The sequence below is a fragment of the Lactococcus sp. bn62 genome (assembly GCF_029492705.2).
GTDB lineage: Bacteria > Bacillota > Bacilli > Lactobacillales > Streptococcaceae > Lactococcus > Lactococcus petauri.
In genome coordinates, this window is record NZ_CP120417.1 from 1,940,819 (window position 1) to 1,967,681 (window position 26,863).

Sequence of the window (26,863 nt, forward strand, 5' to 3'; positions counted from 1 at the left end):
GTATCATTTTTTATGAAAACAAAAGAAAGCACACTATATATAGTGTTGAGGCCAAAAAATAAAAAAAGAGCTATTTTTGCTCTTTTTAGTCATTAATCACATTAATTTGACAAGATTTCATTGTTTCTAAAGCTGCACGATGACTTTCTGGAGTTACACCCGCACAACATGAGGCATCAACAGTAATTTTTACTTCTGGAGCAAATGACTTAATCAATAAAGCATTTGAAACCACACATATATCCGTACAGATACCAATGAGTTCCACTTGCTCCACATTCTCATTGCGGATATATTCTGCAAGCTCTACTGAACCAAAGATATTTTTTTCGAACACACGTTGAAAGCCAACTTGTGCTTCCTTACGTATTTCCCAACCCTGAGTACCTTTTTGACAGTGAATTACTGGCAAGTTTTGTCCTTCTTGAGTTGTTAGGTAATCTTCAAAGTGTGTATCTTGTGTAGCAAGTCGTTCATTTTCAGCGTAAGACACCAACTTCTCGATAACCTTTGGAACAATGGCTTGCGCTTCTTTTGTGCCCAAAGAACCATCTATAAAATCATTTTGAAAGTCAATCAATACCAGTAATTTTTTCATAAGCAAATTATAGCAAATTTACTTTAAAAAGCAAATGCTGATAAAAAATAAGCTCTCCTTCCAGCTCCAAAAGAAAAACTCCATACTCGGAGTTTTTTTCTATATTAACGATGGTACTTCTTGTCTAGATGGTTGTATACAGGAAGACCAATTAAAGTAAAGACAACACCAACCAAGGCTGGAACTTGGTTACTCATATAGTCTGAACTAATCAAGGTCATGACTAAGATGAAGACACCACCAATGATTGCAATAATTGGAATAACTGGATAAAGTGGTACTTTATATGGACGGACTAATTCTGGTTCGCGCTTACGTAAGATAAAGACCGTTATGAAAACCATAGTGTAGAAAATCCAAATTACAAAGACCAACATATTTGTTAAGAAGTCAAAAGCATCGCTTGAAAGCATTGTTACAACTAACATGATTGCTGCAATTGCAACTTGCAGAATACCTGAGTTTACGGGCACGCCGCTCGCTGAAAGCTTTTTAAACGTTCTCCAGAAAGGGAAAGATTTCTCTGTTGCCAAAGCGTATGATGCACGCATTCCTGTCATTGAATAACCATTAATTGTACCGTAAACAGAAATTAAGATACCAATTGTGACAAGTTTACCTCCCATACCACCAAAAATTGTATTGGCAACAATAGCAGGGAGATTCGGATCATTTTCCATCAAGGTTGGAATACCTAAAGTACGAATATAAGCTGCATTGATAAAGACATATACAAACATGATAGCAACAATACCAAGAATAATCGCACGAGGCAAATGTTTAGCAGGGTTTTTCATTTCACCGGCAATATTACCAGCATAAATCCAACCGTCATAGGCAAACATAGTTGCTAAAAGACCTGAACCAATTGCAGACGCCAAGGATAAGTTTTCTCCTGCTGTAATAGGAAGCAATTGGAAATCAACACCACCAGGACGAAGTAACCCAACAACAACAATCAAGGCAATCGGAATTAACTTAATCACTGTTGTAACGGACTGAAGGCCTCCCGCAGCTTTAGAACTAATGAAGTTAATTAAGGTAACTGTAATTGCTGCAATTACACCGACTATTGCAGTGTTAGCTGCGCTCACATTCATCCCAAACAAATTTAAAAATTGTGTACCAAATACAACAGAGAGTGCTGCAATATTTGCAGGGAAATAGATAATAGACTGTGCCCAACCTAAGAGAAATGACCAACGTTTACCAAAACCACGTTGAATATAGCGAATCATCCCACCTGTTTCAGGGATAGCAGCAGCAAGTTCTGCAGCAGTTAATCCCCCACAAATTGAAATGATACCACCAAGTATCCAAACCAATATGTGCAATCCTGGTTGGCCTGTGAGTTCCGCAACTCGTCCAGCCTTGAAGAATACACCTGCACCAATAACCGTACCCATTACTGTTGTAAGGGCAGGGAAGAAACCAAGCGTTCGCTTCATTTCATTTTTTTGTTCCATAAGAGCTCCTCTTTCAAAGATAAATTTTTGATAAGATTAATAATAACAATGCTGACTCCTAACATCAGCATTAGAGAGTAATCTTGTAACCGATTACTCTCTTATTTTAACATAATTTTAGATTTTGTGATGGGATGAACTTAGTTTTTAGCCTTTTAATTTTTCTGTAAGTTTTTCAAGCATTTCTTTCGTCATTGCATCTAAATCATATTTAGGATTGAAGCCCCATTCTTCTTTGGCACAAGTTGCATCGATAGAGTTTGGCCAGCTGTCTGCAATACCTTGACGGACTGGATCTACATCATAATCCATTGTAAAGTCTGGCATGAATTTTTTGATTGACGCAGCAATTTCTTCAGGCTCAAAACTCATCGCAGTAATATTAAAAGCGTTACGGTTTACTAATTTGTCTGCAGGGGCATTCATCAAGTCAACAATAGCATCGATAGCATCAGGCATGTACATCATATCCATCTTTGTTCCTTCAGCGATAAAGCTTGAGTAATGACCATTTTTAATTGCCTCGTAATAAATATCTACAGCATAGTCTGTCGTTCCTCCACCAGGCAATGTTTTATAAGAAATCAAACCTGGGAAACGTACACCACGTGTATCAACACCAAATTTAGTGTAGTAGTAATCACAAAGCAATTCCATAGAAACTTTAGTCACACCGTACATTGTATTCGGACGTTGAATAGTTACTTGAGGTGTGTTGTCCATTGGAGTGCTTGGTCCAAAGGCAGCAATAGATGATGGTGAGAAGTATTGGAGGTTAAGTTCACGCGCTGTTTCTAAGGCATTAACCAAACCACCCATATTCAAATTCCAAGCAAATTGTGGCTTTGCTTCTGCAACAGCTGAAAGAAGTGAAGCCAAGTGGATAATTGTATCCACACCATTATCTTTAGCAATTGCCATCATTTTGTCACGGTCCATGACGTCCAAAATTTCAAAATGTCCGTCAGTCACAACTGGATTACCTTCAACTTCACGTACATCTGTTGCGATAACATTATCAACCCCAAGATCTTTACGAAGACGTTCTGTTAATTCTGATCCGATTTGTCCGAGTGCGCCTGTGATGAGTACTTTTTTCATTATATTTTCTCCAATATATTTGTTGTATGCTTACTTGTAATAGAAAGTTTTTATTGCCCCAAGAAATTAAATCAAGCCGATCTCTTTACCTACTTTGGCAAAAACAGCAACAGCTTCATCTAACATTTCTTTCGTATGCGCTGCTGTAGGCATCGCACGTACACGTCCTGTTCCAAGTGGTACAGTTGGGAATACGATAGGTTTAACATAGACGCCATTTTCAATCAATTTCTTAGAAAACTCTTGTGTTTTTGCTTCATCTCCAAGAATCACTGGTGTGATTGGTGTTTCAGATACACCTGTATCAAAGCCGGCTTTTTGTAATTCTTCTTTGAAGTATTTTGCGTTGTCCCAAAGTGTTTCGACATATTCTGGATGATCATGCATTAAGACAAAGGCTTCTTTTGCTGCTGCAGCTGCACCCGGTGTCAATGAAGTTGAGAAAAGGAAAGGACGTCCTTGTGATTTAAGCCAGTCAACCAAAAGTTTTGAGCCCGCTACATAGCCACCTACTACACCAATCGCTTTTGAAAGAGTACCGATTTGGAAGTCAATCTTATCTTGCAAGCCAAAATGTTTTACTGTACCGGCTCCGCCGCCCATAACACCAGAACCATGCGCATCATCAACATAAGTAATCAAATCATATTTTTCAGCGATTTCAACAATTTCTGGCAATTTAGCAACGTCCCCATCCATTGAGAACACACCGTCTGTGATGTACATTACTTTATTGTATTCACCAGACTCAGTCGCTTCTTTTGCTTTTGCTTCAAGGTCAGCCATATCTTGATGCTTAACACGGATAATTTTAGCACCTGAAAGACGACATCCGTCAATAATTGAGGCATGATTTAGTTCATCTGAAAGAATCGCATCACCTTTTTTCATTACGGCGCTAATCGCTCCCATATTACAATTGAAACCTGATTGAAACGCAATCGCGGCTTCTGTGCCTTTAAATTCAGCGATTGTTTTTTCCAATTCAATGTGTATATCTAAAGTGCCGTTGATAGTACGTACTGCACCAGCACCAGCTCCATATTTATCTGTTGCATCTTTTGTTGCTTGAATTAATTCAGGACGTGTCGCAAATCCCAAATAGTTATTTGAAGCAAGGTTAATCATCTTGTTGCCCGCAACTGTAATCTCAGGACCATTAGCGCTATCTAAAACGTCAATTGTGTTGAGCAAACCCTTTTGTTTAAGGGCTCCAAGCCCATTTTCGAGGAACTGTGTTAAAACTTTTGAAGTCATTCTATAACCTTCTTTCAATTTTTAGTTACACTTTTTGTAACCGTTTACAGTAAGTTTAACACTTTTTTTTTACTCATGCAAGAATTTTTTGCACTTTGATTAAATTTTAATTTAAATTACATGTCTTTGTGAATTTCGTGATATCAGAGTAAATTATCTCACGATTAAAAAAAGACTGAACTATACAAAAAAAGACTTTGAAATTCAAAGTCCTTTTGTTTTAAGAATTATTGATCATTGTCATTGGCAATGAGAAAATGATCCACAACATCTTCAATACGGGCCAAGTCAACATTCCCTCCTGAAACGATAGAAACAACTTTTTTGCCTTTCACATAATCATCAACTTTACCTGAAAGAATAGCTGCTGTTGCAAGAGCGCCAGCACCTTCCACCACAATTTTCGTACGTTGAATCAAATCTTTAATGGCTAATTCGATTTCTGCTTCCGTTACAAGAACCATATTATCAACGATTTGATTGACTACTTCAAAAGTCAATTCACCTGGATAAGCCACATGACAGCCATCTGCAATCGTTGGTGCTTCATCATGGTGCACTTTCTTACGTTCTCTAAAAGATGCAGTCATACCATGGCAATTTTCAGCTTGCACACCAATAACTTGGATATTAGGGTTAAAAGATTTCAAGGCAACCGCAACACCTGAAATCAAACCACCACCGCCTACTGGCACCAATACTGTGTCAACATCCCACAGATGATCTAAGATTTCTAGACCGATTGTTCCTTGTCCAGCCATTACTTCTGCATCATCATATGGAGGAATATACGTAATATTATTTTCCTTAGCGTAAGCTTCACAAAAGGCCTTTGAGTCATCAAACTGTTCACCTTCAAGCATTACTTCTGCACCATAGCCACGTGTGGCATCAACCTTAGCTTGAGGTGCACCTTTTGGCATAACAATGATACTCTTGATACCGAGAAGTTTGGAAGTTAAAGCCACACCTTGAGCATGATTCCCTGCTGAACACGCAATTACTCCACGATCTTTCTCTTCTTGAGATAATTGAGCAATCTTATTGAAAGCGCCACGGAACTTGAATGAGCCTGTTAATTGCATATTTTCAAGTTTCAAGTAAACTTCGCCACCTGTTTTAGCAGTCAAAAACATTGACTGAATCAAGGGTGTTTCACGTGCATATTGTTTAACAGTGTTTTGAGCTTTTTTAATATCTTTAATTGTAATTGGCAGATTTGCTAAATTTGGCATAATTCTTTTTCCTTAGATTTCTTTTTAGAGTTCCGTATAAGTGACATCAATTGAATCAGCAAGTGCTTTAGAAACAACTTTTCCTTTATAAACACTCAACCCAGATAAGAGTTCTTTTGATTTCAGCGCCTCATCTAAGCCTTTGACTGAAATATCCTTAAGGAAAGAGATATTGCCCTGAGCCAAAGCAATTGTCGCTGTACGAGGTGTTGCTCCTGGCATATTTGGCACAGCGTAATGAATTATGCCGTGTTTGATGAAGACTGGATCCGCATGGTTTGTTGCATGATCGATTGTTTCAACAGTTCCTCCTTGGTCAATAGCGATGTCCACGATAACAGAACCTGGTTTCATAGATTTAACCATATATTCTTTGACTAATTTTGGTGGTTTAGCGCCAGGGATTAAGATTGTTGAGATAAAGACATCTGCAAGTTTAATATTTTCTTCCAATGCTTCTGTTGTTGATTTAACGATTTCAACTGTTTTTCCTGCATAGCGTTCTTTAAGTTGGGCGATACGCGCATCACCAAGTTCAATGATAATAACCTTACATCCCAAAGCAACAGCCATATCGGCAGCATTTTCTGCAGCATTACCTCCACCGAAGATAACAACTGTACCAGCCTCGATACCTTCAATACCAGGAAGAAGAATTCCTTCCCCTTCATGTTGTTTTTCAAGATAATATTGCCCAATATTAACTGCACGACGTCCCGCAATAGCTGACATTGGTTTAAGCAACTCAAGCACACCATTGATTGAGATATTTTCACCGGAAATAGCTGTTACTCCGACTTCCATCATTTTTTCCACACAAGCTTTATTGGCTGCCAAGTGTAAGAATCCCCAAATAATTTGGCCTGGTTTGAAGTATTTATATTCAGATTCCATTGGTTCTTTGACTTTAACAATCAACTCTGCTTCCCAAGCAGTTTCTGTATCAACGATTTGTCCCCCAGCCGCTTCATAAAGGTCATTTGTAAAACCACAACCTGCACCAGCATTACTATCGACAAGTACTTCATTACCTGCTTCAACGAGAATTTTTACGTTTTCTGGAGTCATCCCTACACGCGCTTCACCTTGTTTTGGGTCTTTAATTACACCAATTTTCATTTTGTTTCTCCTTTGTGAATTCTTTATCAATTAAATGATAGCACTTTCATATCCATTTAGCAATTATAATTGTGAAATAAAACACTTTTTTAACGTTTTATTATTCTTCCTGTCTATATTCTGTCAATTATAAAAAAAGACACTCAAATCTTACAATTTGAATGTCCTTAAATTTATTTTAGTGGTCCACTTCGTCTGGATTGCGTGCCAGACCTGCTTTCCCATGAAGACTGTCAATAAAGGCGATATCTTCTTCGGTCAAATCAAAATCAAAAATATCCGCATTTTCTTTAATACGGCTTGCCGTCACAGACTTAGGTAAAGGAAGATAGCCTTTGTGTAAACTCCAACGTAAAACGACTTGGGCAACTGTTTTACCATATTTATCTGCAATATCCGTCAATTCAGTAACCGCAAAGATTTTACCTGTGCCAAGTGGGCTATAAGCTTCTGTCAAAATATCGTGTGCTTTATTGAAAGCTACAACCTCTTCTTGCTGATCCGAAGGATTAACCATAATTTGGTTGACAACAGGTTTAATTTCAGCAACTTCCAGTAAAGGTTCTAAGTGACGTGGATGGAAGTTAGACACCCCGATAGCTCGAACTTTTTTGTCCCATACGCCTTCTTCCATTGCTTTCCAAACCGCAGCATTGCGCTCGGCAAAGTTTGGTCGAAATGCTTTTGGATTTGGCCAGTGAATAAGATAAAGGTCCACGTAGTCTAAACCTAGTTTTTCCAAGCTTTCATCTAGTGCTGCTCGGGCATCTTCTGTTGTACCAACAGCCCAAAGCTTCGTTGTAATAAACAAGTCTTCGCGAGCAATTCCACTGTCTTTAATCGCGCGTCCCACCGACTCTTCATTGCCATAGACAGCTGCTGTATCAATATGACGATAGCCAACTTCTAAGGCCGTTTTTACAGCTTGATATGCTTCTTCACCATTTTTAGATTGCCATGTTCCAAAACCAACTTTTGGAATTGTCATACCATTTGCGAGAGTGTAAGTTTCTGTAAGTGACATAATTTCTCCTTTTCTTTACTTTCTAGCTTCATTCTATCACTTTACGAGGTCAGACAAAAAAATTTTGGTTCAAAAAATGGTAAAATAGAAGAATACTAAGAATACTGGAGGTAGAAAATATGGCTGAAGTAGAATCATTCCAGCTCGATCACACAAAAGTTTTAGCACCTTACGTGCGCCTAATTGGGACAGAGACTGGTCCTAAAGGTGACATCATCACCAACTTTGATGTCCGTTTTGTGCAACCTAATCACGGTGAAATCCCGACAAGTGGGCTACATACTATCGAACACTCAATGGCAAGTTTGATTCGTGACCGTATTGATGGCATGATTGACTTTTCTCCTTTTGGATGTCGTACTGGCTTCCATATGATTATGTGGGGCGAACCAACTGCTGAGGAGATTGCTAAAGTGATCACTTCATCTTTGGAAGAGCTCGCAGGAGACAGTTTCACTTGGGATAATGTCCCAGGGGTTGCCGAAAAAGAATGTGGAAATTATCGCGATCACTCATTATTTTCAGCAAAAGAATGGGCGAAGAAAATTTTAAGTGAAGGTATCTCCTCGGATGCTTTCGAACGTCGCCTTGTAAAATAGAGAGAAAGAGAACCATGGGAAAGTATCAATTAGATTATAAAGGGCAAGCCTCTGTCCAAAAATTCCACGAAAAAAATTCAAATAAAAAGACAGATAAATTGTCAAAAATCGAAGAATTAAAAAAACAACACCAAGCGAAAAAGAAAAAAGAGAAGAAAGCATGAAAAAGTTAAACATTGCTTATGTTGGTTTTGGGAAGTCCACCAATCGCTATCATATTCCTTATGTTAAAATCCGTGAGCACTTCGACATTGCGCGCGTTGTCAACCGTAGCCTAGGCAAACGTCCTGAGCAAGCTATTCTTGAGGCTGAAGGAACTATTTTTTCAACAGACATCAATGATATTATTCAAGATGATTCAATTGATTTAGTCATTGTCGTCACTCCAGGTGCTGCACACTATGAAACCAGTAAAAAGCTTTTACTGGGTGGAAAAAACGTTATCTGTGACAAACCGTTAGTAGAAACGTTAGAACAAGCCGAAGAATTAGTTGGTATCGCTCAAGAAAAGAAGCTCTTCTTTATGCCTTTCCAAAACCGTCGTTTTGACAGTGATTTTTTGACAATCAAAAAAGTTTTGGATACGGGTTACCTAGGAGATTTGCTTGACATTACTGTCACTATGGATCACTATCGTCCAGCAGATGCAACTGCTGGTAAAAACTTTGATGGCGCCTGGTATGGCCATGGTGTACACATGGTTGACCAAATGGTTTCACTCTTTGGACAGCCAAAAGATGTACAATACGATATTCGTTCAACACGCGATTCAAATGCTGTAGATGATTACTTCTCTGTAAACTTGCTTTACACCGATTTCCGAGCAACAGTTCAAGCCACTGAACTGGCTGCACTCAAACGTCCCAAATGGGTGCTTTATGGTTCTAGAGGAACTTTAATTAAAGAAAACGTTGACCAACAGGAAAATGATTTGAAGGTGGGAATCTTCCCGGGAAGTGACGGTTTTGGGGCCGATGCACCGCAAGATTTTGCTCAATTGACATACTACAATCAAAATGGCGATCGCATTGAAAAGTCAATTCCTACGGTTTCAGGCGATTATGGTCGTGTCTATGATGCAGCTTATGAGTCACTCGTGAATGGAGCTGAAAAACTCGTTTCGGATGAGCAAATTTTGACAGTTATTGAAACTTTAGAAAATGGCTTTAAATAAAAAGTCCTCTTTGAGGGCTTTTTCTATACCCTTCCATCCATAAAAATAGCAATCCATTTCCTGAAAGAACTGAAAGATAAAATGTTAAAATGACACTATGACTATTACATTTAAAAATGTCACTAAAAAATACGGAGACAAAGCCGTACTTTCAGATATCAACTTATCCATTGAAAGTCACGAGTTTTTTGTTCTCGCAGGCTCTTCTGGTGGCGGAAAAACAACATTACTCAAGATGGTTAACCGGCTCATCGAACCCAATAAAGGGCAGGTCCTCATTGATGATCAAGATATTCAAACAATTAACTTAAGAGACTTGCGTCTTCAAATAGGATATGTGCTTCAACAAATTGCGCTCTTTCCTAACATGACCGTTTTAGAAAATATTGGTATCATCCCGACAATGAAAGGTTGGAGCAAAAGAGAAACGCGTGAGCGCGTACTCGAACTCCTTCCTTTAGTGGGTCTAGATGCTGAAAAGTACCTTAACCGATACCCTCATGAACTTTCTGGAGGTGAAGCACAACGGATTGGTATTTTGCGTGCTATCGCCTGTAAACCAAAGATTATTTTAATGGACGAACCTTTCTCCGCTCTGGATCCTATCTCCCGTAAACAGCTACAGGAACTGGTCAAAGATTTGCAGAAAACCTTAAAAATCACAACGGTTTTTGTTACCCACGATATGTCTGAAGGAATGGCGATGGCTGACCGTATCGCAATTCTCAAAGACGGCGAACTTCAACAGGTGGGACGTCCCCAAGAAATTTTAAATGCCCCAGCAAATACTTTTGTGGCGGACTTCTTCACTGATTATCAGCAAGACTTGTCTCAATATAAATTAAAAAATCTTGAACAAGTCCTTGCAACTCATGATTTTTCGGAAGAAACGCCTTTGGGGGAAATCTTAAATAGTCTGGAGGACGATGCTCATGAATAATTTGATTTCTACCTTTCAACAGCAAGAGCACCAGTTTTGGCTTGCTCTTCTAGAGCATATCCAAATTTCCTTGGTTTCTCTTTTTATCGCTATTTTAATCGCTCTTCCCCTTGCTTTACTTTTAAGACGTTACCCTAAAATTGCTGAGCCCGTACTGCAACTTACCGGAATTTTCCAAACGATTCCAAGTTTGGCCTTGCTTGGATTATTGATTCCTTTTATTGGGATTGGTTCTTTGCCAGCTATTGTCGCATTAGTTGTCTATGCTCTTTTTCCTATTATTCAAAACACCTACACCGGTCTTCAGCAAATTGATCAGTCTTTAATTGAAGCAGCAACTGCTTTTGGGATGAACCGACGGGAGCGCTTGATGAAGTTTGAGCTGATACTTGCTCTTCCCTTTATTATGGCTGGTATTCGTACAAGTGCTGTCATGATTATTGGAACAGCAACTTTAGCTGCACTTATTGGAGCAGGCGGACTCGGAAATTTCATCCTCTTGGGCATTAACTCCAATGATGTTAACCTTATCCTGATTGGAGCGATTTCTTCTGCTTTATTGGCCGTTATTTTCTCAACCTTACTCCGCTTCTTGGAAAAAGCAAAAATTCGGACCATTCTGATTAGTTTCTTTGCTGGTCTTTTACTCTTGCTAGGGTCGTATTATCAACCTCAATCCAATACTCATCCACAGATTACCATTGCTGGAAAGCTCGGAGCTGAGCCGACACTTTTGATAAATATGTACAAGGAAGTCATTGAAAAGAACAGTGATATCGAAGTCACACTCAAGTCCAACTTTGGAGATACAACTTTCCTTTACAATGCTTTAAAATCCAATAAAATTGATATTTATCCTGAATTTTCTGGAACAGTCTTAACGACATTCTTGAAAAAAAACACAACCTCCACCGATCCCAAAAAAGTTTACGAAGAAGCACGCACAGGTATTGCTAAACTTGATAACTTTGCCTATCTTACACCTATGGAATTTCAGGATACTTATGCTTTAGCTGTGAAAAATAGCTACGCCCAGAAACATCACCTTAAAAATATTTCTGATCTCCAAGGGCTTCCTTCAGTTAAAGCTGGCTTTGACTTAGAATTCGCACACCGCCAAGATGGCTATATTGGCATTCAAAGTTTATATGGACTAAATTTTGATGTGAAGACAATGCAAACAAGTTTGATCTACAATGCCTTGAATAGTGATAGCATTGATTTAGCCCAAGTTTATTCCACAGACAGTCAAATCAAACAATATGAACTGACCGTCCTGAATGATGATAAAAATCTTTTCCCACCATATCAAGCAGCTCCTTTGATGAATAAAAATCTCCTTAAGAAATACCCCCAATTGGAGCAAATTTTAAACCGACTTTCAGGAAAAATTACCAATCAGGAAATGATTGATATGAATTACGCCGTCAATGTTGAGCAAAAAGATCCTGCTGCCGTGGCACATGACTTTTTAGTGAAACACAGTTTGATTTAAAGGTTGAGCTTAAGAACTCTTACATAAGGGTTCTTTTTATATATTTCATAAGCGAGCGCAAGAAATCAGCACCTGAAACTATGCTATAATGAAGTTATGAAAAAATATGATGTAATCGTTGTTGGAGCCGGACCTTCGGGTATGATGGCAGCAATAGCTGCTGCAGAAAATGGTGCACATACAGCTTTAATTGATAAGAACAAAAAAGTAGGAAAAAAACTGTTGATGACGGGAGGCGGACGATGTAACGTTACCAACAGCCATTCGGTGGACGAAATTATCACCCATGTCCCTGGAAATGGCCGCTTCTTGCACAGTGCTTTTGCTCAATTTTCAAACTTAGATATTATTGACTTCTTTGAAAAAAATGGTATTCCACTCAAGGAGGAAGACCATGGTCGAATGTTTCCTGTAACCGATAAATCTCGAACAATTGTTGAGGGCCTTTTCAGTAAAATAGAGGAGCTTCATGTGGACTATTTTCCAAACGCTGCTGTAACTGAACTCAATATAGAACATGGTGCTATTACAGGACTTGAAACAGAAACAGATAGCTTCACAGCCTCCTGTGTTGTCTTATCTACTGGCGGACGCGCCTATCCCTCGACAGGTTCCACTGGTGACGGTTATAAATTAACACGAAGTGCTGGTCATACAATCACAACACTTTATCCGACAGAATCCCCATTAATTTCTTCTGAAACATTTATTAGTGAGAAAACTTTACAAGGTATCTCTCTTCGAGATATCCGATTAAGTGTACTTAATGCTAAAGGGAAAATCATCATTGAACATCAAATGGACATGCTCTTCACGCACTTTGGTCTCAGTGGCCCTGCAGCACTTCGCTGTTCTAGCTTTATCAACCAAGAACTAGCTAAAGGCGCAGAAAGTGTGACTGTCCAGCTGGACAGCTTCCCTGACATATCTGTAGCACAACTCTTAAACGACTTGAAAAATACTGCGCGTGACAATGGCAAGGCTGTTAAAAATGCTTTTGCAGCGCTCACGCAGGAACGCTATTTACTTTTCTTACTGGATAAAGTTCAAATCGACGCAGATATACCTGCAAAGCAATTGACCGAAAAACAGTTGGAGAAATTTTCTCATATCCTTAAAGCATTTCCAATCCAAATCGATAAAACTTTTCCGATTGAAAAATCTTTTGTCACTGGTGGAGGCGTTCAACTTAAAGAAATTAATCCAAAGACAATGGAAAGTAAATTAACAGCCGGTCTATATATGACTGGGGAATTGCTCGACATTAACGGTTATACGGGTGGCTATAATATCACTTGTGCTTTTGTGACTGGTCATGTAGCAGGTACCCATGCCGCAGAAATGGCCTCTTATATGAAATACTGAACATACTTTATAAAAACATCTAAAAGTTAAGTTCATTCTTGCATTCTTTCTCGTGAAATGGTATTATATTAAAGTACCAATTCGCGGAAGTGGCGGAATTGGCAGACGCGCAGGATTAAGGATCCTGTGGCCTATCTTGGCTGTGCGGGTTCAAGTCCCGCCTTCCGCATCTATATAAGAATTTAAGCACCAGTCTTGTAAGACTGGTGCTTTTCTTTTTTTATTACTAAGTATGCTACAGTGGACAATGGATAAAAATATAGATACAAAAATAAACCACAACCTTGATTAGGTTGTGGTTTTAAAATAGAAATTAAAAAAATTTTCATATTTTTTCTTCGAAAAAGAAGCCTCTTAATCTTGAACAATTGCTGTATACACCTAAATTTTGTCATTCAAATTTGATTACCTCTGAGTATTGCAAGATAATGCAATCTAATTAATATGAAGGTTTTTCTGTAATCGTTGCTGCCAATTCTACCAATGCTAACACTGGTTTACCTCTAAGCGTAAGGTAGAGCTTTCTTGTGCCTTTTTCATCATTAATGAGGAAATGTAAACCAACGCCTGATACAAATTTCAGAATATGGAAGACGATACCAATATTAATGAAATAAGAAACGATAATCAAGAAGTTTTGCATATTATTTCCTCACTTTTATTGTTTTTGTTTATCTGCGTAATTTATTATATATAAAAGCAATATAGATTACAAAAGATATGCAAATATTTTTAAACATTTCTTTTGCATTACTTGGAAATAACTAAAAAACGCTAAACTATGACTAGTTTATGCGTTAATATTTAGATAATTTGTAACAAATCAGCTGTGGCCTGTCGTTTCCCCCCCTCTTTTTTAAGTGTGCTTCCATTTCATATCTTTACCTGTCAGGAAAGACCATAGAGCCGCGGCATAGAAAATCAAGAGAAAGATGGCATAGACAATTTCGGGGAAATAACTGAGTGCCACAAGGCGACATTTCCAGCCTTGATCCCAAACGGTAGTCACTTGAACGAAGAGATAAAGTATGAGAAGTACGATAGAAGTTATTCTAGACCATCCCAAAACCGCTCCCTCACTAAGCACTACCTGAATCAAATAAATCGTAAAGGCAAAAAGAACAATCGGAGTGATAGCAAGCGCCATATACAGCCCGATTTGTTGCACCCAATAAATCATCCGCATCCAAGGTGGCATTTTTCTGCCATATTCTTTAATATTTTGTAAAGCACCAATATACCAGCGTTTACGCTGATGGTAAAGCGAGTTATAATCTTCCATAACATCAGTTATGGACTTCACACCTACATGAGGTACTGAAAAGCCTAAAACGAGGATAGCCAAAGTCAGCTCATTATCCTCTGTCATGCTATCGACATCATAGTAGCTTCCCCCCTCTGGTAATAGCTTACCTTCTAAACGTGCTCCCTTAATTTCTTTGAGAACATCCCAACTAATCAAGCTAGCTGTTCCTGACAAAACATAAACTTCAGCTCTTTTGTGAACTAAGCGGGCAAAGCGAGCAAATTCCATTTGTTGTAAAATCCCAAGTAAGTTGGTTGAATTACGTCCAACAAAGATAGAACTGACCCCACCCACACGCGCTTCTTCTATCATTTTTTTCTCAGCTTTTTCGATGAAATCAGGCTCTATCATCGTATCCGCATCCATAACTAAAACAGCAGAGCGTTGAGCATCTAATGTCGGAGAAAGTTTTTCTAGTGCCCAGTTAAGTGCACCTGCTTTTTTCTTCTCATTTTTCCCTGGCATAACCAAAACTTCTGCCCCAGCGGCCATAGCTTCTACAGAGGTCAAATCCGTTGTGTTATTGGGTACGACAAAGATGCGATCAGGTAATCTCGTTTGTTCATAAATGCTGCTTACCGCTTCTCCTATACTCCCCGCTTCATTCCATGCGGGAATCATTACAACGATATATAGCGTTTCCTCCATAAGAAAAAGTCCCTTCATTCTGTACGATCTGTTTGAACAATTATAAACATTACTTTTAAGTAACTAAGATAACAAACATATATCCATTGTAATATTTTTCTTAGTAAATTCAAAACATCTTCCCAGCATATGGACTTTTCTTAGGCAATTTTAAGTTTTTGTTTCTCACAGTAGTCCTTAGCGTCAGCGAGTAATACAAAATACTAGTTTACCAAGGCGCGAACATGGTATACTAATTTTATCTATTGGAGGACTTTATGCTATATCTACTCTTTTTTCTCGCTATTTCTGGGATAGGCTATTTGCTAATAAAATTTAAAGATCGCAGTATCTTGGGCGGGCTGCTTTTTGCTGCTGGGTTGATTCTCTCATTTTTCACCCTTTTAATTCTTGGACTCGTTTTCCTTGATAAAACCTCCTCTCATGGTTCAATGCTTGCTTTAGCAATTTTTTATTTACTTCTCCCTCTCATCTTTTTAGCTGTATGCATCTATCTCATTTTCAATTCACAAACGATGCGTACTAAAGAAGGAAAAAGTTTAACTGCAAAGCTCTCCGCTGCCATGGGCTTAAATTTAATCATCAGTTTCCCTCTTTTTCTATTTTTAATCACGGGTATGTTCAAACTACCACTTTTTCTGGATATAATTTTGTTATTTATCCTCTTACTTGATTTAATACTGTCCTTCATCTTTATTGCTTACCTCTTTTATTCTTGGATGTACCAGATGCTGCCGCTTAAAAAGCATATTGACTATATTATTGTACTTGGGTCTGGTATTTCTAGTGAATACGTTCCACCGCTTCTTAAAAGCCGCTTGGACAAAGGGATTGAATATTTCTACAAAAATCCGAATGCGAAATTTGTTGTGAGTGGTGGGCAAGGTGCTGATGAGCCTGTTTCTGAAGCTTATGCTATGCGTAAATACCTCCTCTCTCAGCATATTCCTGAAAATATGATTATTTTAGAAGATCAATCAACTACAACTTATGAAAATATGCTTTTTTCAAAACAGCTTATTGAAGAAGATTGGCTCACAAGATTTGAGGGTGGCCACCCAGCGCCAAGTATTATCTTTTCAACCAATAATTATCATGTGCTCCGTGCACGTTTATATGCCCGTAGAGTGCATCTTAAGGCTGAAGGGGTTGGTGCACCAACAGCACTTTATTTCTTACCCACAGCCCTCATACGTGAATACGTGGCCCTCTTATCACACAATAAAATATGGGTTATGAGCCTCATTGGTTTTGTTTTCTTCGCTTTATTATATAGCTTTTTACCAATATAAAAACACACGGTTAATGAATGACCGTGTGTTTTTGTTATACTACACCTACCAAGGCATAACGTAAGATGTACAGAATAAGCAAATGTGCGGGATAAAAATAATAGAAAAGATCTCTTTGCCACTGTGCGCCATTGCCGCCACGTTGACCATTGTAGAGATAAATGAAAGGTAAAACAGTAATAATCATAAATTCATTTGAAAAACTGAGTACCTGGTAAAGCGTACCTGCTGCACTGCCTGTAAAATAGCCCACCAAACTCCATATAAGCAAAAGAAGACTAAAAGTAATAATCCCTGCTGAAATTTTTGCCCATCTTCTTCGGAAAAAATAGAAAATGAGGACCAATACAAGCTCATATGGGCCACCCTCACTCAACAGGATAAGGGGCAAAAGTAATATAATGACTAAACTATATGAAAAGCACTTAAGCTTCGTCCCTTGATTTTTACGAATAATATCAATTGCCCAGATTAAAGCAAATAAGAGCGCCAGCGTCATGAAAATATTTTGACCTGCAAGAAGTAAAAATATATCAAATTGCCCATATGGGTCCTCAAAACTGCTCCGTGTCAGCAAGTTGAAGCTAATATTGATGGCATACATTAGTAGACCACCACCTAGAAGCCTTAAAAAATATTTTTTTCGACTTCTTGTATAATGAAAGCCTTCGACCATCATAAAGACAAATAGAGGTGCGACAAATCTCCCTAAAAAGCCTATCCAGGTAGGTAAGCCCAAATAACTTCCAAGATAAATGTTAATATGGTCGATAACCATAAATACTATACCTATAATTTTTAAATCATAGCTAGAAAAAATTTTTTTCATACTCTGTTCTCCCTTATTTGTGAAACAGATTTTCTAGAAGAAACCAGCCTAGATGAAGATAGTTAAGAATCAAGAGAACTACTTTTACTGAGACGGCTTTTTAAAAAAAAACTGATACCTTTTTATTATAAAGGAGAATTGTACATCCTCTCTTACATTTCAGTAATTTATGGCTTATTAAAAAACTGCTGGAGCAACTTTCCAACAGTTTTTTCTTATTTTTTGATTTGAATAAACAAGACTTTCAAATAATCACCTTCCGGGAAAGAAGAAGCCACCTTGAAGTCGGCAGGCAAGTGCTCTTCCTGAAAAATATCAAATTTAACTTTTTTATTTTTCAGAGCCTGTTCTACCATTGTACGGAATTTCTCACGGCTAACATTAGCAGCATTTGTAGACGCAATCAAAAGTCCTTCTTTATTTAAAATATCGATTGATTCTTGAACGAGTTCCCCATAATTCTTTGCCACCGAAAAAGTTTTCTTCTTGTTGCGAGCAAAGCTTGGTGGATCTAAAACTACAACATCATAACTTAATTCTTTTTTCTTGGCATAATTAAAATAGCCAAAAACATCCATAACATAGATACGTTGACTCTCTGAATCAATGCCATTCATTGTAAATTGTTCTCGCGTTTTATCCAAAGAACGTTTGGCCAAATCTACTGAGGTTGTCTGACTTGCTCCTCCAAACGCTGCTGCAACCGAAAAAGCGCCTGTATAACTAAACATATTAAGAAGAGTCTTACCGGCCACTAAACCACTTGCTAAAGTACCACGCACTTCTTTCTGATCTAAGAAAATCCCTGTCATCAGCCCTTCATTCATATATGTTGCATAGGTCACACCATTTTCCATAACGGCCAATGGTTCTGGGGCAATTTCACCGCCTATATGTCGCGTTTCAAAACTTAGTCCATCAAAACGAATTTTTTCATAAATTCCTTTGATTTCAGGATAAACAGAGCGAAAGGCAGCTATAATGTCTGTACTTTGCGTATAGATAAAAGGATTGTACCAGCTAAAAACAGCATAATCAGCATAATAATCAACAGTTATACCGCCTAAGCCATCGCCTTCACCATTAAAAATCCGGAAAGCTGTTGTTAGGTCATCTTGGAAAAAAGAAAGACGTGCGCGCTTAGCTTCCTCAAACTTCTTTTCATAGAAACGCTGATTTATATCCTCTGGGATTTGACTTAAAAGCCAACCAGCGCCTTTATTTTGCTTCGATAAATAGCCTCTTCCTAAAAAGTTTTCTTTTTCATCAACAAAGTCAATAAACCCATCTTCCTGTGGAGTAGACTTTAAATCTTCGGTAACAATTAAGGGAAAAGCGCGACGAAGCTTAAGTGCAGCCTGCTTTTTTACTGTGATTTTCTTCATAGTATTATTGTATCAAAAAAAACAGACCATGGTCTGTTTTTTATTGCATTATTTTTCTGTAAGAGCATCAAGTCCTGGAAGAACTTTACCTTCGAGAAGTTCCATAGAAGCACCACCACCTGTAGAGATCCATGAGAATTTATCTGCACGGCCAAGGTTGATTGCTGCAGCTGCTGAGTCACCACCACCGATGATTGATTTTACACCTGGTTGAGAAATGATAGCATCCATAACACCAATAGTACCTGCTTGGAAATCAGGGTTTTCAAAGACACCCATAGGACCGTTCCAAACAACTGTTTTAGCACCTTCAAGCTCTTTAGCAAAACGTTCAACTGATTTAGGACCAGCATCAAGGCCAAGGAAACCTGCATCGACTGCTTCACCTTCAGTATCTTTCACTTCAGTGTAACCAGCAAAAGCATTTGCTTCTTTTGAGTCTACTGGCAAGATAAGTTTACCGTCTGCTTTTTCAAGCAATTCTTTTGCCAAGTCAAGTTTGTCTTCTTCAACCAAAGAATCACCGATTTCGATACCTTGTGCTTTGAAGAATGTGTACGCCATACCACCACCGATGATAACTTTGTCTGCTTTACCAAGCAAGTTTTCAATAACACCGATTTTATCTGAAACTTTTGAACCACCAAGGATCGCTACGAATGGGCGAACTGGGTTTTCAACAGCTTCTTGGATGTAAGCAATTTCGTTTTCAAGCAAGAAACCAGCTACTGCTTTATCCACGTTAGCAGAAATACCTACGTTTGAAGCGTGCGCACGGTGAGCAGTACCAAATGCATCATTTACGAAGATACCATCTCCAAGTGAAGCCCAGTATTTACCAAGTTCAGGATCATTTTTAGATTCTTTTTTACCATCAACATCTTCAAAACGAGTGTTTTCAACAAGCAAGATATCGCCATCTTTTAATTCAGCAATAGCAGCTTCCAATTCAGCACCACGTGTAGTTCCTGGGAAGACCACTTCTTTGCGCAATTTTTCGCCCAAAGCTGCTGCTACTGGAGCAAGAGATTTACCAGCTTTATCTGCTTCTTCTTTAACACGACCAAGGTGAGAGAAGAGAATTGCACGTCCGCCTTGTTCAAGTACATACTTGATTGTTGGAAGAGCTGCAGTAATACGGTTATCATTAGTAATTACACCATCTTTAAGTGGGACATTGAAGTCCACACGAATAAGAACTTTTTTTCCTTTAAGATCTACATCTTTAACAGTCAATTTTGCCATTTTCTGGAAATCTCCTATAAATTTTTATTTAGTAATAAAGTAATTATATCACAATTTAGGCAAAACTTTCTCTCCAAGCATTATCAATAAACTCACTGCTGATCATACAATATTTTCGTTATTTTTTCTTTCAAACGATACTTTTCCATACGATGCAATTCATCGCCCGCGAGATAACTTTTCAGGAGCCGTCGGTAACGTAAACTTAAGTTTTCAAAAACTTCTTCTAGTAAACTTCCAGAAATCAGCGTATGTTCTGGACTGGCCGCTTTACCTTTTAAAGCATCCGAATATTCGTATATGTCTAAGCCAGTCCCACAATCAAAACCCCTTTTAAAAGCCCGCTCCCTTCTTTTAATATCAATAAGTCTCTGCTTATAGCGCACCTTAAAATGGCAAAATAAATTTCTTTGTGTCACACCGTCGCTAAGCAAGTCATATAATACCAAGCGCCCTTCCTGCTGATAGTCATCAATCGTCCAAAAATTTATCGGAATTAAACGACTGCTTTTCCACACAATATGTTGGACAGAATGAAATATTTCTTCCAGCTGCTCCATATCTAAATTATGCTCCATCCTTATATTTTTTCTCCCCTCTAGAATAACTTCCAACTTATCGTAATTTATTATGTTCCCCCTTCCTTTTGTGATATGCCCTACTCCTATATAGTAGAATACCATAGCTTCAATTAAATACAATTATCAAATTATTTTTATTTTTTAAATTTCTAAAATATAATCGAAATTATGGACATTTTTTAAGTTACAGAATATAAATTGACATTTTATCAAAAAAACTAGAATATTAGCACGTATCTTTTCATCTTAGAGTAATAAATAACAATTCTCTGATATTTAACAAACAAACTTATTCGTCAATAAAATAACTAGGTCACTAACCTAGTTATTAATAAAAATTATATAAAAAAACCAAGAGTCATAAAACTCTTGGTTTGACTGATGCCGAGGACCGGTTTCGAACCGGTACGAAGGTTACCCTTCGCAGGATTTTAAGTCCTGTGCGTCTGCCAGTTCCGCCACCCCGGCAAAATATGGAAAATCCCCCCACTAAGGGAGAACTAACAAAGCGAACGACGAGATTCGAACTCGCGACCCCAACCATGGCAAGGTTGTGTTCTACCCCTGAACTACGTTCGCAACGCTTAAAGAAAGAAAAACTTTCTAAATACCTCTAGCTGCACTACACTAGGTCCAACAGTTAAAGGAATGCCGACTACATGATTCGAACACGCGACCCTCTGATTACAAATCAGATGCTCTACCAACTGAGCTAAGTCGGCTATAAAAGAAATGCGGATGAAGGGACTTGAACCCCCACGCCCTAAAGCACTAGAACCTAAATCTAGCGTGTCTGCCAATTTCACCACATCCGCTTGACAAGTTCTTTTACGCTTTATACCTCAACCTATTGTTAAAGTATGACCCGTGCTGGGCTCGAACCAGCGACCCTTTGATTAAAAGTCAAATGCTCTACCAACTGAGCTAACGAGTCTATTTCTTTTATTACCTTTCAAGTCTATCAACTTGAAACGGTTCCGACGGGAATCGAACCCGCGATCTTCGCCGTGACAGGGCGACGTGATAACCGCTACACTACGGAACCTATGGGAGTTAACGGGATCGAACCGCTGACCCTCTGCTTGTAAGGCAGATGCTCTCCCAGCTGAGCTAAACTCCCAATCACTTGGCATTTACCCTATCTCGCAGGGGGCAACCCCCAACTACTTCCGGCGTAATAGGACTTAACTTCTGTGTTCGACATGGGAACAGGTGTATCTCCTATGCAATGAATACCAAATCATGGTCTGAATGTATTGAACACTCAAAACTAAATAACAATCTCTTGATAAATAAGTAAAGCTGAACTCATATGTTCTATTACTTGGTAAAGTCCTCGAGCTATTAGTACTGGTCCGCTCCATCCCTCGCAGGACTTCCACTTCCAGCCTATCAACCTGATCATCTCTCAGGGCTCTTAATTCATAAAGAATGGGAAATCTCATCTTGAGGTGGGCTTCGCACTTAGATGCTTTCAGCGCTTATCCCTTCCCTACATAGCTACCCAGCGGTGCTCCTGGCGGAACAACTGGTACACCAGCGGTAAGTCCACCCCGGTCCTCTCGTACTAAGGGCAGATCCTCTCAAATTTCCTACGCCCGCGACGGATAGGGACCGAACTGTCTCACGACGTTCTGAACCCAGCTCGCGTGCCGCTTTAATGGGCGAACAGCCCAACCCTTGGGACCGACTACAGCCCCAGGATGCGACGAGCCGACATCGAGGTGCCAAACCTCCCCGTCGATGTGAACTCTTGGGGGAGATAAGCCTGTTATCCCCAGGGTAGCTTTTATCCGTTGAGCGATGGCCCTTCCATGCGGTACCACCGGATCACTAAGCCCTAGTTTCCTACCTGCTCGAGTTGTAGCTCTCGCAGTCAAGCTCCCTTATACCTTTACACTCTACACATGATTTCCAACCATGTTGAGGGAACCTTTGGGCGCCTCCGTTACTCTTTAGGAGGCGACCGCCCCAGTCAAACTGCCCGACAGACACTGTCTCCCACGCCGATTATGCGTGTGGGTTAGAGCAACCATGAAGCAAGGGTAGTATCCCAACAGCGACTCACTTGAAACTAGCGTCCCAAGGTCAAAGTCTCCTACCTATCCTGTACATGCTTCACAGGTACTCAATATCAATCTGCAGTAAAGCTCCATGGGGTCTTTCCGTCCTGTCGCGGGTAACCTGCATCTTCACAGGTACTAAAATTTCACCGAGTCTCTCGTTGAGACAGTATCCAAATCATTACGCCTTTCGTGCGGGTCGGAACTTACCCGACAAGGAATTTCGCTACCTTAGGACCGTTATAGTTACGGCCGCCGTTTACTGGGGCTTCAATTCAGAGCTTCGCCTAAGCTAACCCCTCCTCTTAACCTTCCAGCACCGGGCAGGCGTCACCCCCTATACATCACCTTGCGGTTTAGCAGAGAGCTGTGTTTTTGATAAACAGTTGCTTGGATCTTTTCACTGCGGCTGTATTTCTACAGCACCCCTTCTCCCGAAGTTACGGGGTCATTTTGCCGAGTTCCTTAACGAGAGTTCTCTCGATCACCTGAGGCTACTCGCCTCGACTACCTGTGTCGGTTTGCGGTACGGGTAGTATTGAATTAAACGCTAGAAGATTTTCTTGGCAGTGTGACATCAAGGGCTTCGCAACCGTAGTTGCTTCCCCATCACAGCTCAATGTTAAAGGAAAATGCATTTGACACATTCCACACCTCACTGCTTAGACCAGAATCCATTAACTGGCTCCCTTTAGCCTACTGCGTCCCTCCATCACTAACAATACTAGTACAGGAATATCAACCTGTTGTCCATCGACTACGCCTTTCGGCCTCGCCTTAGGTCCCGACTAACCCAGGGCGGACGAGCCTTCCCCTGGAAACCTTAGTCTTACGGTGGATAAGATTCTCACTTATCTTGCGCTACTCATACCGGCATTCTCACTTGTAATCGCTCCAGCACCCCTCACGGTATACCTTCATCGCTGATTACAACGCTCTCCTACCATTTAATTAATATTAAATCCACAGCTTCGGTAATATGTTTAGCCCCGGTACATTTTCGGCGCAGGGTCACTCGACTAGTGAGCTATTACGCACTCTTTGAATGATAGCTGCTTCTGAGCTAACATCCTAGTTGTCTGTGCAACCCCACATCCTTTTCCACTTAACATATATTTTGGGACCTTAGCTGGTGGTCTGGGCTGTTTCCCTTTCGACTACGGATCTTAGCACTCGCAGTCTGACTGCCGCACATGTGTATTAGCATTCGGAGTTTATCTGAAATTGGTAACCCGAGATGGGCCCCTCATCCAAACAGTGCTCTACCTCCAATACACTTAAATTGCGACGCTAGCCCTAAAGCTATTTCGGAGAGAACCAGCTATCTCCCAGTTCGTTTGGAATTTCTCCGCTATCCACAAGTCATCCAAACACTTTTCAACGTGTCCTGGTTCGGTCCTCCAGTGCGTCTTACCGCACCTTCAACCTGCTCATGGATAGGTCACTAGGTTTCGGGTCTACATCATGATACTAAAGCGCCCTATTCAGACTCGCTTTCGCTACGGCTCCGCCTCTTCAGCTTAACCTCGCATCATAACGTAACTCGCCGGTTCATTCTACAAAAGGCACGCTCTCACCCATTGACGGGCTCGAACTTCTTGTAGGCACACGGTTTCAGGTGCTATTTCACTCCCCTCCCGGGGTTCTTTTCACCTTTCCCTCACGGTACTGGTTCACTATCGGTCATTAAGGAGTATTTAGGCTTGGGAGATGGTCCTCCCGGATTCAAACTGGATTTCGCGTGTCCAGCCCTACTCAGGATACTGCTAGGTATAAAGTCTATTTCAAATACGAGGCTATTACTCTCTTTGGCTTACCTTCCCAGGTAATTCTTCTATAGACTTTAAGTCCACGTTGCAGTCCTACAACCCCAAGAAGCAAGCTTCTTGGTTTGGCCTGTTTCCCGTTCGCTCGCCGCTACTTAGGAAATCGTTTTTACTTTCTCTTCCTGCAGGTACTTAGATGTTTCAGTTCTCTGCGTTACCTTCTCGTAAGCTATGTATTCACTTACGGATACTATGCATAACATAGTGGGTTTCCCCATTCGGAGACCTAGGGATCAATGCGTACTTACTGCTCCCCCTAGAATATCGTCGTTAGTCACGTCCTTCTTCGGCTCTTAATGCCAAGGCATCCACCGTGCGCCCTTATTAACTTTGCCATTAAAACAAGTATAAGTTTTTTCGAACTATTTAAAATAATTCGCAGCTTTACAGAAATGTTTTACCATTTCTCGGTTTATTTATCGTTATAAGATATTGTTATTTAGTTTTCAATGATCAATTCCTATTTTAACGTCTTCGTTGACAAGATACTGTCGTATCTTATGGAGCCTAGCGGGATCGAACCGCTGACCTCCTGCGTGCAAAGCAGGCGCTCTCCCAGCTGAGCTAAGGCCCCTTCTCTCAACGCAATCTTCTCTATCTTGCATCAAAAGACTGCTTGTTTGGTCTTTATAGACCCCTCAAAACTGAATAAAGTAGAACAACATCTTTTTTTATATTCCTTAGAAAGGAGGTGATCCAGCCGCACCTTCCGATACGGCTACCTTGTTACGACTTCACCCCAGTCATCGGTCTTACCTTAGGAAGCGCCCTCCTTGCGGTTAGGCAACCTACTTTGGGTACTCCCAACTTCCGTGGTGTGACGGGCGGTGTGTACAAGGCCCGGGAACGTATTCACCGCGGCGTGCTGATCCGCGATTACTAGCGATTCCGACTTCATGCAGGCGAGTTGCAGCCTGCAATCCGAACTGAGAATGGTTTTAAGAGATTAGCGCACCCTCGCGGGTTGGCGACTCGTTGTACCATCCATTGTAGCACGTGTGTAGCCCAGGTCATAAGGGGCATGATGATTTGACGTCATCCCCACCTTCCTCCGGTTTATCACCGGCAGTCTCACTAGAGTGCCCAACTTAATGATGGCAACTAGTAATAAGGGTTGCGCTCGTTGCGGGACTTAACCCAACATCTCACGACACGAGCTGACGACAACCATGCACCACCTGTATCCCGTGTCCCGAAGGAACTCCTTATCTCTAAGGATAGCACGAGTATGTCAAGACCTGGTAAGGTTCTTCGCGTTGCTTCGAATTAAACCACATGCTCCACCGCTTGTGCGGGCCCCCGTCAATTCCTTTGAGTTTCAACCTTGCGGTCGTACTCCCCAGGCGGAGTGCTTAATGCGTTAGCTGCGCTACAGAGAACTTATAGCTCCCTACAGCTAGCACTCATCGTTTACGGCGTGGACTACCAGGGTATCTAATCCTGTTTGCTCCCCACGCTTTCGAGCCTCAGTGTCAGTTACAGGCCAGAGAGCCGCTTTCGCCTCCGGTGTTCCTCCATATATCTACGCATTTCACCGCTACACATGGAATTCCACTCTCCTCTCCTGCACTCAAGTCTCCCAGTTTCCAATGCACACAATGGTTGAGCCACTGCCTTTTACATCAGACTTAAGAAACCACCTGCGCTCGCTTTACGCCCAATAAATCCGGACAACGCTTGGGACCTACGTATTACCGCGGCTGCTGGCACGTAGTTAGCCGTCCCTTTCTGGTTAGATACCGTCACTTAAGTAATTTTCCACTCTACTTAACGTTCTTCTCTAACAACAGAGTTTTACGATCCGAAAACCTTCTTCACTCACGCGGCGTTGCTCGGTCAGGGTTGCCCCCATTGCCGAAGATTCCCTACTGCTGCCTCCCGTAGGAGTCTGGGCCGTGTCTCAGTCCCAGTGTGGCCGATCACCCTCTCAGGTCGGCTATGTATCATCGCCTTGGTAGTCCTTTACACTACCAACTAGCTAATACAACGCGGGATCATCAAGTAGTGAAGCAATTGCTTCTTTCAAATAAGAATCATGCGATTCTCATTGTTATGCGGTATTAGCGTTCGTTTCCAAACGTTGTCCCCCGCTACTCGGCAGATTTCCCACGCGTTACTCACCCGTTCGCCGCTCTTCATAAAAATAGCAAGCTATCTTTAATCATCGCTCGACTTGCATGTATTAGGCACGCCGCCAGCGTTCGTCCTGAGCCAGGATCAAACTCTCATTTAAATTTAGTTCATCAAATGAACTGGCTGTTGTTTTGTCTTTCATTATTGAATTGACAGTTGGTATACAAGAAGTTAACTTCTCG

General features: G+C 40.4%; 20 protein-coding genes, 9 tRNA genes and 3 rRNA genes. 8 read left to right on the forward strand and 24 right to left on the reverse strand.

Translation table 11 applies throughout. From position 1 onward, the window contains the following. Positions 1-85 precede the first annotated feature (85 nt). The 7 genes from P3G65_RS10095 to P3G65_RS10125 form a co-directional block, all read right to left on the reverse strand. Positions 86-598 (reverse strand): cysteine hydrolase family protein, encoded by a 513-nt coding sequence (locus P3G65_RS10095; RefSeq protein WP_019292590.1) that lies wholly within the window; start codon positions 596-598, stop codon positions 86-88. Positions 599-702: 104 nt separating this feature from the next. Beyond that, positions 703-2,064: an APC family permease gene (locus P3G65_RS10100; RefSeq protein WP_019291515.1), complete on the reverse strand. Its 1,362-nt coding sequence runs from the start codon at positions 2,062-2,064 to the stop codon at positions 703-705. A gap of 147 nt (positions 2,065-2,211) precedes the next feature. After that, positions 2,212-3,165, reverse strand: coding sequence for an L-threonine 3-dehydrogenase (locus tag P3G65_RS10105; protein ID WP_019291514.1), 954 nt, complete (start codon positions 3,163-3,165; stop codon positions 2,212-2,214). A gap of 66 nt (positions 3,166-3,231) precedes the next feature. After that, positions 3,232-4,422 carry a glycine C-acetyltransferase gene (locus tag P3G65_RS10110; protein ID WP_019291513.1) on the reverse strand — a complete coding sequence of 397 codons (1,191 nt, stop codon included), beginning with the start codon at positions 4,420-4,422 and terminating at the stop codon, positions 3,232-3,234. A gap of 227 nt (positions 4,423-4,649) precedes the next feature. Further along, positions 4,650-5,657: a bifunctional threonine ammonia-lyase/L-serine ammonia-lyase TdcB gene (gene tdcB, locus P3G65_RS10115; protein ID WP_003133199.1), complete on the reverse strand. Its 1,008-nt coding sequence runs from the start codon at positions 5,655-5,657 to the stop codon at positions 4,650-4,652. 24 nt (positions 5,658-5,681) lie between these two features. Further along, entirely contained in the window at positions 5,682-6,776 is a 1,095-nt protein-coding gene (locus tag P3G65_RS10120) for an alanine dehydrogenase (protein ID WP_019291512.1), read from the reverse strand. Positions 6,777-6,954: 178 nt separating this feature from the next. Further along, positions 6,955-7,800 (reverse strand): aldo/keto reductase, encoded by an 846-nt coding sequence (locus tag P3G65_RS10125; RefSeq protein WP_019291511.1) that lies wholly within the window; start codon positions 7,798-7,800, stop codon positions 6,955-6,957. Between the two features lie 119 nt (positions 7,801-7,919). Here P3G65_RS10125 and P3G65_RS10130 point away from each other — a divergent pair, with 119 nt between their 5' ends. The 7 genes from P3G65_RS10130 (at position 7,920) to P3G65_RS10160 (ending at position 13,542) form a co-directional block, all read left to right on the forward strand. Further along, positions 7,920-8,399, forward strand: coding sequence for an S-ribosylhomocysteine lyase (locus P3G65_RS10130; protein WP_003133193.1), 480 nt, complete (start codon positions 7,920-7,922; stop codon positions 8,397-8,399). Between the two features lie 14 nt (positions 8,400-8,413). Further along, positions 8,414-8,563, forward strand: coding sequence for a hypothetical protein (locus tag P3G65_RS10135; RefSeq protein WP_014025452.1), 150 nt, complete (start codon positions 8,414-8,416; stop codon positions 8,561-8,563). Beyond that, positions 8,560-9,573: a Gfo/Idh/MocA family oxidoreductase gene (locus tag P3G65_RS10140; protein ID WP_019291510.1), complete on the forward strand. Its 1,014-nt coding sequence runs from the start codon at positions 8,560-8,562 to the stop codon at positions 9,571-9,573. The genes P3G65_RS10135 and P3G65_RS10140 overlap by 4 nt, the downstream gene beginning before the upstream one ends. A 97-nt stretch (positions 9,574-9,670) precedes the next feature. Then, on the forward strand, positions 9,671-10,513 hold the full coding sequence (locus tag P3G65_RS10145; protein WP_019291509.1) for an ABC transporter ATP-binding protein: 843 nt from the start codon (positions 9,671-9,673) through the stop codon (positions 10,511-10,513). Further along, entirely contained in the window at positions 10,506-12,008 is a 1,503-nt protein-coding gene (locus P3G65_RS10150) for an ABC transporter permease/substrate-binding protein (RefSeq protein ID WP_019291508.1), read from the forward strand. The genes P3G65_RS10145 and P3G65_RS10150 overlap by 8 nt, the downstream gene beginning before the upstream one ends. Before the next feature lie 96 nt (positions 12,009-12,104). Next, positions 12,105-13,373 (forward strand): NAD(P)/FAD-dependent oxidoreductase, encoded by a 1,269-nt coding sequence (locus P3G65_RS10155; RefSeq protein ID WP_019291507.1) that lies wholly within the window; start codon positions 12,105-12,107, stop codon positions 13,371-13,373. Between the two features lie 83 nt (positions 13,374-13,456). Further along, positions 13,457-13,542, forward strand: a tRNA-Leu gene (locus tag P3G65_RS10160). Positions 13,543-13,812: 270 nt separating this feature from the next. Here the strand turns inward: P3G65_RS10160 and P3G65_RS10165 are convergent. After that, positions 13,813-14,016 carry a hypothetical protein gene (locus tag P3G65_RS10165; protein ID WP_019291506.1) on the reverse strand — a complete coding sequence of 68 codons (204 nt, stop codon included), beginning with the start codon at positions 14,014-14,016 and terminating at the stop codon, positions 13,813-13,815. Positions 14,017-14,229: 213 nt separating this feature from the next. Then, positions 14,230-15,327, reverse strand: coding sequence for a glycosyltransferase (locus P3G65_RS10170; RefSeq protein ID WP_019336046.1), 1,098 nt, complete (start codon positions 15,325-15,327; stop codon positions 14,230-14,232). A gap of 257 nt (positions 15,328-15,584) precedes the next feature. On the opposite strand from P3G65_RS10170, the gene P3G65_RS10175 reads away from it, so the two are divergent. Continuing rightward, positions 15,585-16,619, forward strand: a complete 1,035-nt coding sequence (locus tag P3G65_RS10175; protein ID WP_029343539.1) for a YdcF family protein — start codon at positions 15,585-15,587, stop codon at positions 16,617-16,619. 34 nt (positions 16,620-16,653) lie between these two features. Here the strand turns inward: P3G65_RS10175 and P3G65_RS10180 are convergent, their stop codons facing one another. From P3G65_RS10180 to P3G65_RS10250, 15 genes are all read right to left on the reverse strand, one after another. Next, positions 16,654-17,448, reverse strand: a complete 795-nt coding sequence (locus P3G65_RS10180) for a TraX family protein (protein WP_019291504.1) — start codon at positions 17,446-17,448, stop codon at positions 16,654-16,656. A 215-nt stretch (positions 17,449-17,663) separates the two neighbouring features. Next, entirely contained in the window at positions 17,664-18,833 is a 1,170-nt protein-coding gene (locus P3G65_RS10185) for a class I SAM-dependent rRNA methyltransferase (protein WP_019291503.1), read from the reverse strand. A gap of 48 nt (positions 18,834-18,881) precedes the next feature. Continuing rightward, the gene (pgk, locus tag P3G65_RS10190; RefSeq protein WP_107106247.1) at positions 18,882-20,078 is read right to left on the reverse strand and encodes a phosphoglycerate kinase; all 1,197 of its coding nucleotides are present in this window, start codon (positions 20,076-20,078) and stop codon (positions 18,882-18,884) included. Positions 20,079-20,170: 92 nt separating this feature from the next. Further along, the gene (locus tag P3G65_RS10195; RefSeq protein WP_029343540.1) at positions 20,171-20,656 is read right to left on the reverse strand and encodes a hypothetical protein; all 486 of its coding nucleotides are present in this window, start codon (positions 20,654-20,656) and stop codon (positions 20,171-20,173) included. Between the two features lie 385 nt (positions 20,657-21,041). Further along, positions 21,042-21,127 (reverse strand) — tRNA-Leu (locus P3G65_RS10200). Between the two features lie 39 nt (positions 21,128-21,166). After that, positions 21,167-21,238 (reverse strand) — tRNA-Gly (locus tag P3G65_RS10205). 70 nt (positions 21,239-21,308) lie between these two features. Then, positions 21,309-21,381 (reverse strand) — tRNA-Thr (locus tag P3G65_RS10210). An 11-nt stretch (positions 21,382-21,392) separates the two neighbouring features. Next, positions 21,393-21,474: transfer RNA gene (locus P3G65_RS10215), tRNA-Leu, on the reverse strand. 46 nt (positions 21,475-21,520) lie between these two features. Next, positions 21,521-21,593, reverse strand: a tRNA-Lys gene (locus P3G65_RS10220). Between the two features lie 38 nt (positions 21,594-21,631). Then, positions 21,632-21,704: transfer RNA gene (locus tag P3G65_RS10225), tRNA-Asp, on the reverse strand. A gap of 2 nt (positions 21,705-21,706) precedes the next feature. Next, positions 21,707-21,779, reverse strand: a tRNA-Val gene (locus tag P3G65_RS10230). A 4-nt stretch (positions 21,780-21,783) separates the two neighbouring features. Then, positions 21,784-21,899, reverse strand: a 5S ribosomal RNA gene (gene rrf, locus P3G65_RS10235). Positions 21,900-21,983: 84 nt separating this feature from the next. Then, positions 21,984-24,883, reverse strand: a 23S ribosomal RNA gene (locus tag P3G65_RS10240). Between the two features lie 166 nt (positions 24,884-25,049). Next, positions 25,050-25,122: transfer RNA gene (locus P3G65_RS10245), tRNA-Ala, on the reverse strand. Positions 25,123-25,232: 110 nt separating this feature from the next. Then, positions 25,233-26,781, reverse strand: a 16S ribosomal RNA gene (locus P3G65_RS10250). The 16S, 23S and 5S rRNA genes sit together here with 8 tRNA genes alongside, the layout of an rRNA operon. Positions 26,782-26,863 lie beyond the last annotated feature (82 nt).